Raw genomic sequence first — 15,676 nt, forward strand, 5'->3', positions numbered from 1 at the left:
TTTATGCCGCCTTTGCCGCTTGCCGGCGACTGAGTAAATCCCACCAGGCATTAAAGGTGGCCTGGCGCGCCAGCTCTTCAAACTGCACGCGGATACCGGCTTTATCCCATTCACCAATCAGCTGCATTACCTGCACCGAATCCAGACCGTAATCGACCAGCAGTTCGTCGCCGTCGAATTCATCGGCGCTGATTTCCAGCAATTGCAACAGACGCGCCTGCAGACCTTCACGGGTCAGTATTCCGGCCTTGTTATTTTCAGCAAATAAATCCTGAGTTGTGATCACAGAACCGCAGCGGCCTGCCACATATTTCAGTGCCATGACATGTTCAGCGTGGGAAAAATCAGCGACCGCATCCGCCACCATAAAAGGCTGAATATCACGCATAAAGGCATCCAGCGCCGTGGTCAGGCAGCCAATATGTGCATAAACACCAACAATAATTAACTGATCACGCTGCCAGCCGAGCATTTTTTCCTGCAACTCAGAACGCTGAAAAGCGCTGTAACGCCATTTAACCAGTACAGTGTCATCTGTAGCCGGGGCAATGGCCTGAGCAATTTTGCATTGCGCAGGATCGGCCTTAGTTAGCCCCGGCCCCCACATATCATTTAATAGCGCACGCTCGGCATCGCTCTGCTCCACCGGCTGTGCTGTATACAGCACAGGAATACCCTGCTGCTTTGCCCACTGATAGATACGTGCAATATTGTTGGTAAGAGCACGCATAAGCGGGCTGTCTTTGCCGTAAAAACGCAGAAAATAATCCTGCATATCATGCACCAGCAATACCGCACGCTGGCTGTCGACCGTCCAGTTAACCTTATTTTTTGGCAGCTCATCGGCTGCGGGCAATAAATAGGAGGTGATATCGGGAATGCTCATAAAAAACCTCAGATAGCAGGTGCAGTAGTAAAAATCTGCTGACGTAATTCTTTTTTGTCGGTTTTACCGACGGCGGTGAGTGGCAGCGAGGCCATAAACTGAAAGCGGTCAGGCAACTTAAATTCAGCGACCCCCTGAGCACGCAGGTATTTGCGCAGCGCGACAGGCTTTAATTCACTCTGCTCTGCGGTTTTGTGCGCAACGATACAGGCCAGGCTTTTTTCACCGAGCAAAGCATCCGGCACAGAAACCAACGCTGCCTGCAATACATCAGGGTGACGCAACAGAATATTTTCAATTTCTTCAGCGGCGATTTTTTCACCGCCACGGTTAATCTGATCTTTTACCCTGCCGACTACTCTCAAGTAGCCGTTTTCGTCCTGTGTCACCAGATCTCCGGAGATATAAAATCCATCCGGATTAAAGGCGCTGACGTTATACTCTGCGGCGTTAAAATAACCGCGAAACGTGTAAGGGCCACGGGTCATTAACATTCCGGTCTGACCACAGGCCACAGGTGTGTGACTTTCAGGATCAACGACCCACACTTCATCAGCGCTGCTCATCGGACATCCCTGAGTAGTGAAAATACGCTCATCACTGTCATTCAGGCGGGTGTAATTCACCAACCCCTCGGCCATACCAAACACTTGCTGTAACTGACAGCCAAGCTCAACGGGTACACGTCGTGCCAAAGCTTCAGCAAAACTGGCTCCACCTACCTGCAGTAATTTAAGGCTGCTTAACTTCTGTTGATAACCGGGGGCCGCCTGTAACCACAGAATGACCGCTGATGGCACCAGCGCAGTCATAGTCACACCGTATTTTTCAATTAAGGAAAAGCAGCGCAGAGGTTCAGGATCACGTGCCATAACGACACAGCCACCGGCAAAGAAGACACCTAATGCTCCCGGCGAACTGAGCGGATAATTATGCGCCGCAGGTAATGCGCACAAATAACGTGTGGCACCATCAAGCTGACAGATTTCTGCACTGCGGCGTACGCTATAGTAGTAATCGTTATGTGTCCGGGGAATTAATTTGGGCGTACCTGTACTGCCGCCTGAGAGCTGAAAAAATGCAACCTCTTTTGCTGCACTATTACAGTCAATATCCGCGTCAACATCCACGTCAACATCCACGTCAACATCCACGTCAACATCCACGTCAACGGTCATGGAACACAGACTGCTGAGATGCAGTGCAAAATTGCATTCCCCTGCAGAACAGACCAAATCCAGTGCCGGAGCCAGTGTCTTTAATTCAGCAGCAAATACCTCATCGGTAAACAGCGGGTGCTCATCACTGATCACCAGTAATGCCGGATTCAACTGACTGGCATAAGCACGCAGCTCCAGTTTCTGATGACTGAAAAGTGCATTAACCGGGGCAATACCGGCTTTCATTAAGGCAAAAAAAACAATGTAAAATTCAGCGATATTCGGCAGCTGCACCAGTGCAGTATCACCAACACCTAAACCACGGCGGACAAATTTCGCTGCCAGGTTATTACTTAAACGATTCAGCTCTGCATAAGAAAAATGTCGTTCCTCACAGATAACAGCAGTGCCTTGATTATCACGATGGCGCTGCAGAATATTGCTGAGCGGTAAGTCCAGCCAGAATCCCTGCCCGCGATATTCATCCTCCAGAACCTGCGGCCAACGGTTAAACGGCAGAGAAGGCCTCATGGTGTTACTCCGGAAAAATCGGCATCCAGCGCATTGAGCATGGTCTGCATTTTTGCACGGGTTTCTGCCCATTCACTTTCCGGCGACGAGTCTGCGACGATACCCGCACCAGCAAAGATCTGGATCCGGTTTGCAGTGATACGCCCACAACGGATAGTCACCACCCACTCACCATTGCCTTCACCGTCACACCAGCCGACCATTCCTGCAAATGGCCCTCGTTCATAGGGTTCTATAAGCTGAATAAGTTTATAGGCCTGAGCGGTAGGAGAGCCGCAAACAGCAGGCGTAGGGTGTAACTCAGTAGCGATTTTCAATGGATTCATAGTCGCATCATTAACCTGACCGTGAATGCAGGTTGATAAATGCCACATAGCCGGAGTGCTGATTAACGACGGAGCATCGGGAATATCAAGTTCCTCGCACCAGGGGGATAAAACCTGACGAATATCATCAATTACCAGCTTATGTTCGTATGCATCTTTCGCTGAACGTAATAACTGCTCACTGACCTGGCGATCTTCTGTTGCATCAGCACGCCGGCGTGCTGAACCCGCCAGAGGATTCGACATAATTTTCCGCCCCTGCTTGCGCAGTAATAATTCCGGGCTGGCACCAATCAGCTCAGAACCATCAGCCAGTGGAAAACGAAAATGATATCCCGATGGATTTTGTGCACGTAATCGCTGAAAAACAGAACCAGCATCCAGTGGCCGGTCAAGGTCCACATTCAGAACCCGAGACAGAACCGTTTTGCGAATATCACTAAGACGGAAATTCGCCACAGCCTGCTCTACAGATTGCTGGAAACGCTGCTCACCCGGCACGCTGTCACAGGAAATAACACGCGATCTTATTGCCAAATCAGGCACCGGTAAAACCGGCGACTCCGTCAGAAATTCGCTCTCGCGGGGTACATAAAGAGTGGCTAGCTGCGTACGATCAAATGGAATACAGCCCATTACCAAGGGGCGTTTCTGACCATAAGCGCGCGCACGATTTAATGCTGAATCAACTGAACGTAAAAACTGCAGCCGCTGAACAGCATCAACACCTACAGGCTGACAAACAGCCTCTGCGATACCCCGCGCCTGAATGCACCCCTGAGATGAAGCATAAAAAAAGCAGGCGTTTTCCACATCAGGATGAGCGCTGATGCCAGAAGCCAAAACAGGATGAGAGGAATTTTCCTCAATACCGGATACAGGGTTATTCACTTGACACCTCAGCCTCAAACGCTAATGATAATGCTTATCATTTTACGGTACATCACCATCAGGATGAGTGTCAACAAACGTCAAGCAAGAATTGGCTATTTTTTTCTTCTGCTATTTAAACGGATTTTATGAAATTCTTTTTTAATCCATTCCGCCGCCAGAAACCGGGATTTATTTTTTCTCCTTTTCCGCTTTCTTCAGGTTTTCTCTCAGTAATTCTTCTTACAAATCATGCCCAGGCTGAAACCCATAATTTATTATCACTATTTAAAGCGGGCCAGATGACAGACCCGGCTTTAAACAGCTCAAGGGCGCAACTGGCCGCTGACCAACTCACCGCAGATATTGCTCTTGGTAAATTATTGCCGCAGATAAATGCACGGCTGGAAGTGACCAGTACAGATGATGAGACAGGTAATGGCGGCAGCCGGTCAGGGGAAATAATTCTGCAACAAAGTCTGTTCGATCCGGTTGCCTGGTATGACTACCGCGCAGCTTATGCAGAAAGCGCAGCAGCAAAAACAGCCTTCAGTGACACTCAGCAACAATGGCTGCTGACACTTATCCGGACTTACGCAGACACCCTGCGGGCAATCGCCGCACAGGAAGCCGCCAACACTGATACCCTGGCGTTTACCGAAGCATTGCACCACGCCAGCCAGCGCCATACTGCGGGGCTTGTTGTGAAAACAGAAGTGCTGGAAGCACAGGCCGCACTCGACAATGCGTATGCAGCGGCTCATTCAGCCAAGGCAGAGCTCAGCCTGCAACTGGAAATACTAAGCCGTATCAGCAGTCAGCCGGTAACTGCTGTTACACCATTTACACCCGGCCTTGAATTACAGCTGCCTGATGAGCAACAGCTGAACCAGTGGTTGCTGTCGGATGGAATTAATCATCCACAGATTCAACAGGCTCAACAGGAAGAAATTAAAATGCGGCTGCTGAATAAATCAGCTGCAGCTGCACATTTCCCCAAGGCCGATTTTACCGCCACCGTTCAGCATACGCAGGGTTACGGTAATAAACATGACGAAGGAACGACAACGATGCTCTCGGCCAAAATCACCCTGCCATTACTGGCCGGAGGCAGCCATTATGGTGAGCAGCAGAAAACTCATTGGCAAGCTATCGCTGCCGGACATCAGCAGGAAGAAAGCCGGCGGGCAGTACGCTTTGAGCTACGCCGCCTGTTACGACAGATACGTTATGATGTGATGAATATTAACGGACGCCGACAAGCAATCATTTCTGCTACGTCTGCCATGAACGCAACACGCAGTGCCCATCGCATTGGAACCCGTAACATGGTGGATGTACTCAATGCTCAGCGTACATTATCGGCGGCAGAAAAAGAGTTCGCCAATGCGCGCAGCGACTATATGACTCACCTGATGGAACTGAAATATTATGCCGGCGCTCTTGATGAAACAGATGTAGCTTTGATGAACCGCTGGTTTTCAGCTGACGAGAACTGAAGTCAGAACCTGTTTATCTGTCAGAATCCAGTCAGCACGATAACAGCGTCCCTGTGTTACTCCCGGAGCCAGTGTTCTTTTCAGCGTTATATCACAATAGCCACACTGTATTTGATCAGGTAAATACAGATAATAATGAGTCTGACAAAGCAGATGAACAGCAGTTACCGCGACATCGGTAAAATCAAAAACCTGCCTCACTTCCGGCCACAGGGCTTTATATAACGCTTCTTTAACAGAAAATATCAGGCTTAATGCCACGTTTTCAGTAAAATTCAGATTGCTTTTTAACAGCAGTTTTTCAGATGCATCACATACCTGATTGAACACCGCCGCAGCGATATCCCGGCTCATTATATTTTCCAGATCAACACCCAGGGATCTGGCCGATGTTGTTCTGGCCAGCAGACAAACCGCCTCGATACGCTCGCCCGTACGCACATGACTGATCGACCCCACCACCACTGGCGGAAACTGCGGACAACCACCGGCATCACTGCCAATATTAAATTCCCCGCACTCACCCGCCATACGAAAAGCCTGCCGGGCTGCCAGGCGTCCGGCCAGATAAGACGCCTGACGCACAGGTGAAGCCGTTGCTATTTTCTGCGGCAATTTAATATTTTTCCGCTCAAAATCATCCGCGTTAAAATCCGAAAGCGACAACTCCTGCCGGCAAAGAAATACGTCTCCCTGTGTAAAAACCATGATCTCTCCCTGACGAACATTCTGATGGACAATAAAAAGCACACAAAAATTTATGTGTGCTTTTTCCTTACCCGGATTCAGTAATCCTGATGCTACGGACTATCAGAAGTTATAAGTTCCACTGACGTAGTAGTTACGGCCCAGTTCGAACAGGGTATAACTTGGATCGATTTCACTCAGTTGCACATCGGTGAGGTTTTTCACACCACCACGCAGCGTAAAGGTATCAGAAACCTTACCCACAACACCCAGATCGGTGCGGTAGTAAGATTTTGCAACCGGAAACTCCTGCACCCAGGTACCACCGTTATTTGCCCAGCTGGAGTACTGCATACCCGCCAGATAATTCACACTCAACAAGGCAGAAACTGCATCGCTGGCCTGCCAGTCGACTGTTGTATTGGCTTCATATTCAGGGCGGCCGGTAAGCACAAACTTCTCACCGGCTGCATCTTCATATTCGGTGTCCAGATACGTCATATTGCCCGACAGAGTCAGATTACTGAGCACATCAGCCGAGGCTGTCAGTTCAAAACCATTGGTGTTTGCTTTGGCAACGTTGATCCATTCAGCGGCAACCGGATCATTGTTGGTATCATAAGTAATCTGGCGCTCAATCAGATCATCAATATCATTATTGAACCAGCTCAGTGCCATTTCCCAGGTATCCTGACGCAGTTCGATACCCGCTTCATAGTTAATACTGGTTTCGGCTTTCAGATCCGGATTACCGGCCAGATCACAGGCACCACCACAACTCCTAATGCTGTATTCCGCACTCAGGTAACTGCCATCCGGCGCCTTAAAGGCTTTACTCACTCCACCTTTAACGGTAAGTGCATCGTTAACCTGATACACCACATAAGCTTTCGGCGATAAATTCGAGCCAAAAATTTCGTGATTATCCAAACGTCCGCCCAGAGTAACGAACAGATTATCAGCGACGGTAATTTCATCCTGAACAAAAGCTGCCAGCTCATCAATCGACAGCTTACCGGTTTTAAGGTAGGTCGTTTTGTCTTCAATTTCCTGATGGCGGTAATCCATACCGGCAACAATGGCATTACTGCCGGCCGTTACATTGGCGTAGGCTTTGGCATACAGATTTTGTTCACCGGTATTGTGAGTCTGTGGAGCAGCATAAGATGAATTAAAGTCTTTTACCTCAGAGTCTTCATGTTTGACGAACGCTGTTGTTGTACCCCACCCCCAGCGACCGGTGTGAGTCAGAGCCAGCTCCATACGCTCCAACTCCTGTTCACGGGTACGCGGACCGGAAGCATAGACACCCAGTGGACGATCATCTTTATTCAGCGCCAGATCAACATCCAGCGTTTGTTCTGCATTCAGATCCTGGCTCAGTGTGACAAACAGATTGGTCGAGGTTTTCTCCTCCAATCGCGGAGGCTCATTCGCTTTTTTATCGGCGCGGTCTTCATACCAGGCATCGTGTTGCTTTTGCTCAATGGCCACAAACAGACGCGAACCCGGTGCCAGCTCACCACGGACAGAAGCTCCCAAGCGCTGCTGCTGACCATCTTCACCCGATTCAATCGTACGGTATTCAGCAGATACGTTGCCGCTCCATTCCTGAGTCGGTGCTTTGGTAATAATGTTCAGCACACCACCAATCGCATCGGCACCATAAACAGAAGACATGGGGCCACGGATGATTTCAACGCGATCAATACTGTTCAGCGGAATTGAGTTGTAATCCACATCGCTGCCTTTGGCGAATGCAGAGCCAGAGGAAACACGTTTGCCATTCACCAGAATCAGGGTGTAATCGCCTCCCAGGCCACGGATACGTAATTCATCACGTCCCAGGCTGTCGTTGGAATTATGCACGCCTACGGTATCGCGCAGCAGATCTGCCAGGCTGGTTACCGCCGACCGTTCAATATCTTCCGCGGTGATTACCGTAGTAAAAGCCGGTACTGTTGCCGAATCCCGGGCCGACAGCGTTGCTGTCGTCACCATATTCTCTAACTCTCTGGTCTGCTCTTCTGCGGCGACAACCATTGATGCATTTGCCAGAGCAAATGCCAGTACTGAATATCTGAAGTTCATGTACTCCTCCCCAATAAATAACATTGATTATCATTTAGAACTCGACAGATAGTATGCGACTATCACAGCCATTACAATATTTGATAATCATTCGTATTTAATAATGAGTATTGAGTACTCCAAATAAGTCGTCTGTGGAAGATTATGGCGGCCGGTAGTCGGCAAGGCGCCAGTTCCTGAAAAAACGGCCTGCTGGCAACCTCCCGAGCCCTGTCTACACTCAGATAAGACAATGCGGGAGGACTCGCTATGACACTGCTCTGGCAATATTTCACTCTGATTCTGCAATGGTTCGCCGAGCCCCAGGGCTGCGATGAACCCGGCCTGCATCAGACCGATACCCAGCCCATCAGTCAGGCACAAAGCCACAAGGCATAGCAGAACTGAAAACTGCAGATACAAAAAAAGCGGCAACAGCCGCTTTTTTTGTATCGGTTTCAGGCTTCAGCGAACCGCTGAAACATCTTCCGCCTGCGGGCCCTTCTGACCACGCACTACGGTGAATTTCACGCGCTGACCTTCAGTCAGAGAGCGGTGCCCCTGACCGCGGATAGAACGGAAATGCACAAACACATCTTCGCCCTGATCCCAGGTAATAAAGCCAAAACCTTTTTTCACGTTGAACCACTTAACCACACCACGCTCGCGACCATCTTCAACATCGCTTTCCACAACGGTACCACTGGAGCGGAAACGACGGCGACGGGAAGGAACCAACTGCGCTGACAGCAGGCTGGTAACCAGTGTCAGAACGGCAACAGCCAGCAGCAGCTCGGTCATACCGGCGACATTCATCAGGTTATCGGCGGTCAGCGCCGTACCGTCGGTCAATTGCAGACCTGTCACCAGCGAAGTAAAGATGCCGGCAACAATGAAAGGAACAATTGCAGCAAACACCAGCGCTACAATAATTTTACGTAATATCAATTTACCCATGCGTTCTCTCGTATCACTCGTTAATATCACAGCTGTAACAAAATCGTTGGCCCGCGGGCCTTTGACAAGTGGGCTATGAAAGCCCAATTCATTAAAAAAATCAACACGATAGCTAAAGGGTATAAACACACCTATGAGCCAACAGCCACCGGCTTCCGCTGCAGCGCCTGATAAACAACCGCTGGCGCAACAACGTATCGACGAACTGGAAATGCGTATTGCCTTCCTGGAAGACACCATCGATAGCCTGAATGACCAGGTATCGACCCTTAGCCAGGAATTCCTGCTGGCCAAACAGGCCATGCAACTGATGCACCGTAAACTGGAGCAACTGCAGCAGAACCCTTCTGCCGGCGAAGCAATGGCCGATGAACCACCACCGCCACATTACTGATAGCCCATAGCGGAGCAGTAACAGGCAGATATAAAGAAGCCGGGCTAAGCCCGGCTTCTTTATTGGCACTATTAATCAAATGATCAAAGGCTCTGCCGGCGCCGCTGCCAGGCCACCAGTCCCCACAATAACAGGGTAAACAACAACGGCAGCACAAAGATATTCAGCACTTTCAGGCGCATGCCCAGCGCTTCGATATCTTTATCCAGCTCATGCTGCACATTGCGCAGTTCTTTGCGGATTTCAATTTTCTTCTGCTGAAACTGCTCCAGCGCGGCCTGCTGCTCTGCCGACAGCGTCAGCACGCCATTATCACCGTCACGCTGGTCCTGCAGAGCACTGAGCTGCTGCTCGGTTTCTTCCAGTTCCTGCTGCAGACGCTGCTCGCTGGCCAGAAACTGTTGCTCGGCATCGCGGCGCAAAGTATTTACCCGTTCAAATGGACGGTTGTATTGTCCACGGGCACGCAGGCTGATCAGGTCAGCACTGCCGCCCAGATGATCGGCCAGGTTCACCAGCAGGGCGCCGTTATCTGCCCAGGGAGAGGCGATGCGCTGACCAAAGAAGTTCTGCACCTGCACCCATAAACGGTCAGACAGCACGTCGGTATCGGCCACCAACGTGACCGCCAGGCGCTCCGTTGAGGCCAGATGAGTGTCGGCTTTTACGCCATCAACACCATCCGGGAAAGCAGAATCCGCTTTGCCCTGCACGCGCACAGCCAGATTAAATTCTTCATTGGCCGGTACAAAGTCACGCTGCAGCGCCATTAAATCGCCCCCCATGCGCAGCCGGTTGGCGTCCGTCAGCATGGCTTCCGTGCTGCTGTACAGCCAGGGTTCGATGCTGCTGAGCGCATTTTCAAGCGCGGTAAAATGCCCAACGCTGCTGAGGTTAATGGCTTCAAGCTGAGCGGTGACCACATCATCGGCGTTCAGGCTTTCCGGATGCAGCGCCAGCAAACCAAAGTGGCGCAGCGGCGGACGCCCCGGCCCCTGATTCACCACCAGCGCATTGGCAGCATCCAGCACCACCTGATCCGGGTTCCAGCCCACACCCCAGTTTTGCAGGAGTTTATTAAGACTGCTGGCCGAGCCGCTGTCGCCCATTCCCATCAGGCCGCCATTCGGTGCGGTTTCAGCAACCGGATCAAGAAACGCCAATACGCGTCCGCCTTTTAACGCAAACTGGTCAATGGCATACAGCGCGCTGTCGGTCAGCTCCGGCGGCTGCACCAGCAGCAGCAGGTCAATGTCGTCATCGATATGATCCAGTCCGGCCGTCAGTGAGCGCAACTCATAAGGGCCATCCAGCTGATCTATCGCCATCCAGGCTGGCGCCGGGCGGCCGGTTTGCGGGTTAAAGCCGCCGCGTACATCCAGTCCGCTGAGTAAACCAATCACCACCGGCTTGCTTTGCTGTACCTGATAAATCAGCTGGGTAATTTCATACTCAAGAAAGGCCTCACGGTCAGGCTGCAGAAAAGGCAGCTGCGCCACCTGCTCTTTGCCTGCGTCTGCGGCTTTCTCATCTGAGCCCTGATTTTCTGCGGCTTGCGGCAGCTGGGCTTTCGCAACCAGACCGAAATACAGATTATCGCCACTGACCGATACCGGCACGGCCTGCAGGCCATAAGCGGTGGCCTGATCTTCTTCTTCTGAGAACGGTGCCGGGTCGATAACTTTCAGACTGAGCTTTCCACCAGCCAGCATCACATATTCATCCAGTAATTCCCGCACACGCTGCTGATAAGCGCGCACTTTCACCAGATCGGCGCTGGCTTTCTGCGAGAAATACAACTCCAGCTCAACCGGCTGGTTCAGCTGTGCCAGAATGTTCCGCGTTCCCTCTGACAGGGTGTAGAGTTTCTGTTCAGTTAAATCGAGACGCGCACCACTGCCCAGCTGGTTCAGTAAAAACGCTCCGCCAATAAAGCCCAGCAACAGTGCCAGGAGTGAAAACAGTTTGAATTTCATATCGCTCTCCTGTCCTGATTATGCAGATTTTTTAACGGTTAAAACCTGTGTTGTGGCCAGCAGCCACACAGCAATAACCAGAATGAAATAGAGCAAATCACGGATATCGACCACACCACGCGCCAGGGCTTCAAAGTGCGTAAGGAAACTCAGGCTGGCAATCAGATCCAGCAAACCTTCGGAGGCCCAGCCGCGGAAAAAATCCAGCACCAGCGGAAAACCACTCAGCATCAGCACAAAGCAAACCACCACGGTCAGAATAAAGGCAACGATCTGATTACGGCTGAGTGCCGACATACAGGAGCCTACCGCAATAAAGGCACCGGCCATTAACCAGCTGCCCAGATAGCTTGCCAGAATCACACCGTTATCCGGCGTGCCCAGATAATTAACGGTCAGCCACAGCGGCAGGGTTAACAACAACGCCAGACCCGCAAAAAGCCATGCGGCGAGGAATTTTCCCAGTACCGCCTGCCAAAGGGTAACAGGCAGCGTCATCAGCAGTTCAATGGTGCCCAGCTGGCGCTCCTGCGACCACAGCCCCATCGCCACCGCCGGCATAAAAAACAGATACAGCCAGGGGTGAAAGTTGAAAAATGGCAGCAGATCGGCTTGCCCGCGCTGATAAAAGTTACCCAGATAAAAGGTAAAGACGCCGGACATCACCAGGAAGATAAAAATAAAAACATAGGCAACCGGGGTTGCAAAATAAGCAGAAAATTCGCGCTTACAAATCGTCATTAATGTATTCATAGTGCTGTTCAGACTCCGGTCAACTGACGGAAAACATCATCCAGACGTCCACGCTCAATATGCAGCGTGTCGAGATCCCAGCCCTGCTGTTCAATCAGGGCATTCACCGCGTGATACGGACGCGCACCCGGCTGCGGAAACAACAAATAACTCTGCCCCTGTTCCAGCTCATCAACCTCGTTGATTTCAGGCAATGCAGAAAAGGCGGCGGCAGCATTTACCGGCTGCTGAAAACGCACCGAAATCGCCTGGTGATAACGCGAGCGGGCTTCCAGCTCTGCCGGGGTGCCATCAGCGACTTTTTTACCCGCAGCAATAATCATCGCCCGCGAGCAAACCGCTGAGACTTCTTCAAGAATATGGGTGGAAATAATCACCATTTTATCTTCCGCCAGATTAGTGATCAGCTGGCGGACCTGCTGCTTCTGGTTAGGGTCGAGACCGTCGGTTGGCTCATCCAGAATCATAATGGCCGGATCATGCAACAGCGTTTGCGCCAGACCAACGCGGCGCTTATAGCCTTTAGAAAGGGTTTGCACTGCCTGTTTAAGTACGTCCTGCAGGCCTACCTGTTCAACCACACGGGCCAGGCGCTGACGCAGCTCGGCACCACGATAACCGCGCACCTCACCAATAAAACGCAGAAATGCCAGCACGCTCATATCGCCATAACTGGGGGCACCTTCCGGCAGATAGCCGATCTGGCGTTTCACCGCCACCGGATGCTGTGCCACGTCATAACCACCAATACAAACCGTACCGGAAGTTGCCGGCAGAAAACCTGTCAGCATTTTCATGGTGGTTGATTTACCGGCACCATTTGGCCCGAGAAAACCCAGCACTTCGCCGGGCCTGACTTCAAAAGAGAGATCGTCTACAGCGGTAAAACCGCCGAAACGCTTGGTCAGATGTTGCACTTCAATCATATCAACTCCCTATTTTGCCATGATCAGTAACGCCGGCAGGCCGCAACCACCTGCCGCACAGAACAACCTAAAAGGTAAAAACCAGACCATAAAGATGGCATTTTGTTTCCTGAAACAGCCGGTCTGCGCCATAAACAGCGACAACCGGGCCATTTCCGGACAATAACCTGTACAACCACCGATAAAGGCGCCATGACTGCCTATTACGTCACAGCCCGCACGATCAGACCGTTTAAACCTACAGACTTGCAGGGTAAACTCCGCAGGCATTTACAACGCGGGGGCGTCACGACCCGCAGACACACCAGAGACTGACTATGAATATTATTAAAAAAATCCGCAGCACCCTGTTCCGCTGGCAACAAAAATGGCTGTATGGCGTTATCAAAACCCAGATCATCGGGCCGGATATTAAAGATTTCAACCTGGACCCTGACAAGCCAATCATCTATGCCATGCTCTATCCATCCCATGCTGAGCAGCTGGTGATAGATGCCGAAGTCAATAAACTGGGCTGGGGCAGTCCTCATCAGGACCGCATTGAGCGCCGCCTGCCGGGTAAGCCGTTTTTTAATATTTACCGCCGCGCCGGAACCCCCTTCCGCAAACAGGGCACACCGATTGTGGCCAAGCAGCTGATCCGTCAGGCCGAATGGCTGGCAGAGCAGGATGAGCGCGATATTCAGGTTGTGCCTGTGCGGGTTTTCTGGGGACGGGCACCGGAAAAAGAAGGCTCTTTCCTGCGTATCTGGCTGCAGAACAGCGGTACTCTGGGTGGCCGTTTATTTACTCTGATGGCCATTTTACTCAACGGTCGTAATACCTTTGTGCATTTCAGCCGGCCAATGTCGCTGCGTGAACTGTACGAGCCGGGCAAATCGCCGGAAATGCTGGCGCGTAAAGTAGCCCGCGTATTGCGTGTGCATAACCGTCAGGTTTCCGCCTCGGTACTGGGACCGGATTTATCCCACCGCCGCACTCTGGTGCATCAGATTCCGCACAAGCCGCTGGTGCTGAAAGCGATTGAAGAAGAAGTAGCGACCCAGGGCATCAGTAAAGCCAAAGCGCAGCAGAAGGCGCTGAAGTATGCCGACGAAATTGCCTCCAATATTTCCTACACCAACGTGCGCTTCCTGGATGTGTTGCTGACCTGGGTATGGAATAAAATTTACGATGGTATTTCGCTGCACAATATCGAAAACCTGAAAAACATCAGCAAAGACAACGAAATTATTTATGTGCCCTGCCACCGCAGCCATATCGATTACCTGTTGCTGTCTTACGTTCTGTATCACCACGGTCTGCAACTGCCGCAGATTGCCGCCGGCATTAACCTTAATATGCCGGTCGTTGGCCCGATTCTGCGCCGTGGCGGTGCCTTCTTTATGCGCCGGACGTTCCGTGACAATAAACTCTATGCCGCGGTTTTTGATGAATACCTGCATTCGGTATTTTCCGGTGGTTACGCCACCGAATATTTCGTTGAAGGCGGACGTTCACGTACCGGCCGCACCCTGAGTCCGAAAGCCGGTATGCTGGCCATGACCCTGCGCAGCTATCTGCGCGACTCGCGCAAGCCGATTATGTTTGTGCCTGTATACACCGGTTACGAGAAAGTATTCGAAGCCAACAGTTATCTGGGCGAGTTACGCGGCCAACAGAAGAAAAAAGAAAGCCTGCTGGGTGTTGTGGGTACACTGCGTTCTTTTAAACGTTCCTTCGGAAAAGTAAACGTTACTTTCGGCGAGCCGATTTACTTCACCGAATTCCTTAATCAGCAGCGCCCGGACTGGCGTGCGGAAGATTACAGCACTTGTGATTACCGCCCGGAATGGGCACCTAAGGTAGTTGATCAGCTGGCAAAAGAAGTGGTCACCGGTATCAACAGCGCAGCCTCCGTCAACCCGATCAACCTGATTGCCCTGAGCATTCTGTCGGCACCGCGTCAGGCGATGGATGAGCAGCAGCTGATTGTGCAGATGGAATCCTACCGCAATCTGCTGGCACAAACCCCATACAGCAAACTGACGGCCCTGCCGGATGGTAATGGTGCTGAGTGGCTGGCCTATGCCGAAAAACTGGATGCCGTATCGCGCTCCAAGCACCCGCTCGGCGATCTGATTCAGACCAGCGACCGTCAGGCCGTTACCCTGACCTATTACCGCAACAACGTATTGCATTTAATCGCTCTGCCATCACTGCTGGCCTGTTTGTTTGTGAACAACCAGCGCTACAGCAGCGAACAGGTTCAGGCCATGGTTGCCAGCTTCTATCCTTACCTGCAGGCTGAATTATTCCTGCACTGGAACAGCAGCGAACTGAGCAGCGAAGTACAGCGCTGGCTGGATGCATTGGTGGATTGTGGTTATCTGCATCTGAACGATAAGGGCTACCACGCCACGCCGGCCAGCAGTAATGAATATGCTCTGCTCGAAGGACTGGCTGCTAACGTGATGCAGACGCTGGAACGTTACTTCCTCACCCTGAGCGTGCTCAGTCGTAAAGGTTCAGGCGAACTCAGCGCCAAAGAACTGGAAGAACAATGCACCCTGCTGGCACAGCGTATCAGCCTGCTGTACGGCATTAACGCGCCGGAGTTCTTTGATAAATCGCTGTTCCGCACCCTGATTCAGCAACTGGT

Annotated in this window: 13 protein-coding genes; 4 read left to right on the plus strand and 9 right to left on the minus strand. The window is 51.4% G+C overall.

Annotated features, from left to right (window positions below; genetic code table 11):
- Window position 1: 1 nt before the first annotated feature.
- From B3P58_RS10290 to B3P58_RS10300, 3 genes are read right to left on the minus strand one after another with little or no spacing between them, the layout of a single operon-like run.
- Window positions 2-886, minus strand: a complete 885-nt coding sequence (locus tag B3P58_RS10290; RefSeq protein WP_286717363.1) for an isochorismatase family protein — start codon at window positions 884-886, stop codon at window positions 2-4.
- A gap of 8 nt (window positions 887-894) precedes the next feature.
- Window positions 895-2,577, minus strand: a complete 1,683-nt coding sequence (locus B3P58_RS10295) for a (2,3-dihydroxybenzoyl)adenylate synthase (RefSeq protein ID WP_286717365.1) — start codon at window positions 2,575-2,577, stop codon at window positions 895-897.
- Window positions 2,574-3,440, minus strand: a complete 867-nt coding sequence (locus tag B3P58_RS10300; RefSeq protein WP_286717367.1) for an isochorismate synthase — start codon at window positions 3,438-3,440, stop codon at window positions 2,574-2,576. Before B3P58_RS10300 ends, B3P58_RS10295 begins: the two co-directional genes overlap by 4 nt.
- A gap of 635 nt (window positions 3,441-4,075) precedes the next feature.
- Between B3P58_RS10300 and B3P58_RS10305 the strand changes: the two genes are divergently transcribed.
- Window positions 4,076-5,272, plus strand: coding sequence for a TolC family protein (locus B3P58_RS10305; RefSeq protein ID WP_286717369.1), 1,197 nt, complete (start codon window positions 4,076-4,078; stop codon window positions 5,270-5,272).
- Here the strand turns inward: B3P58_RS10305 and B3P58_RS10310 are convergent.
- Together B3P58_RS10310 and B3P58_RS10315 are read right to left on the minus strand one after the other, a co-directional pair.
- Window positions 5,255-5,980 (minus strand): 4'-phosphopantetheinyl transferase family protein, encoded by a 726-nt coding sequence (locus B3P58_RS10310; protein ID WP_286717370.1) that lies wholly within the window; start codon window positions 5,978-5,980, stop codon window positions 5,255-5,257. The genes B3P58_RS10305 and B3P58_RS10310 overlap by 18 nt on opposite strands.
- A 102-nt stretch (window positions 5,981-6,082) precedes the next feature.
- Complete coding sequence (locus B3P58_RS10315) at window positions 6,083-8,050, minus strand: TonB-dependent receptor plug domain-containing protein (RefSeq protein WP_286717372.1); 1,968 nt, start codon at window positions 8,048-8,050, stop codon at window positions 6,083-6,085.
- Between the two features lie 249 nt (window positions 8,051-8,299).
- Between B3P58_RS10315 and B3P58_RS10320 the strand changes: the two genes are divergently transcribed.
- Window positions 8,300-8,428 carry a hypothetical protein gene (locus B3P58_RS10320; protein WP_255449035.1) on the plus strand — a complete coding sequence of 43 codons (129 nt, stop codon included), beginning with the start codon at window positions 8,300-8,302 and terminating at the stop codon, window positions 8,426-8,428.
- 66 nt (window positions 8,429-8,494) lie between these two features.
- On the opposite strand, the gene B3P58_RS10325 is transcribed toward B3P58_RS10320, so the two are convergent.
- The gene (locus tag B3P58_RS10325) at window positions 8,495-8,986 is read right to left on the minus strand and encodes a cold-shock protein (RefSeq protein WP_274704259.1); all 492 of its coding nucleotides are present in this window, start codon (window positions 8,984-8,986) and stop codon (window positions 8,495-8,497) included.
- 133 nt (window positions 8,987-9,119) lie between these two features.
- Here B3P58_RS10325 and B3P58_RS10330 point away from each other — a divergent pair, with 133 nt between their 5' ends.
- Window positions 9,120-9,380, plus strand: a complete 261-nt coding sequence (locus B3P58_RS10330; RefSeq protein ID WP_145469187.1) for a SlyX family protein — start codon at window positions 9,120-9,122, stop codon at window positions 9,378-9,380.
- 83 nt (window positions 9,381-9,463) lie between these two features.
- On the opposite strand, the gene B3P58_RS10335 is transcribed toward B3P58_RS10330, so the two are convergent.
- The 3 genes from B3P58_RS10335 to B3P58_RS10345 are packed head-to-tail and all read right to left on the minus strand — an operon-like array spanning window position 9,464 to window position 13,035.
- Window positions 9,464-11,356, minus strand: a complete 1,893-nt coding sequence (locus tag B3P58_RS10335; protein ID WP_286717375.1) for a Gldg family protein — start codon at window positions 11,354-11,356, stop codon at window positions 9,464-9,466.
- A gap of 18 nt (window positions 11,357-11,374) precedes the next feature.
- Window positions 11,375-12,109, minus strand: a complete 735-nt coding sequence (locus tag B3P58_RS10340; protein ID WP_230331124.1) for an ABC transporter permease subunit — start codon at window positions 12,107-12,109, stop codon at window positions 11,375-11,377.
- Window positions 12,110-12,117: 8 nt separating this feature from the next.
- On the minus strand, window positions 12,118-13,035 hold the full coding sequence (locus B3P58_RS10345) for an ABC transporter ATP-binding protein (protein ID WP_225691541.1): 918 nt from the start codon (window positions 13,033-13,035) through the stop codon (window positions 12,118-12,120).
- A 317-nt stretch (window positions 13,036-13,352) separates the two neighbouring features.
- Here B3P58_RS10345 and plsB point away from each other — a divergent pair.
- A partial coding sequence (gene plsB / locus B3P58_RS10350; protein WP_286717377.1) for a glycerol-3-phosphate 1-O-acyltransferase PlsB occupies window positions 13,353-15,676 on the plus strand: 2,324 nt, incomplete at its 3' end.

The organism is Thalassolituus sp. UBA2009 (assembly GCF_002335285.1).
Classification (GTDB): Bacteria; Pseudomonadota; Gammaproteobacteria; order Pseudomonadales; family Oceanobacteraceae; genus Venatoribacter; species Venatoribacter alkanivorans.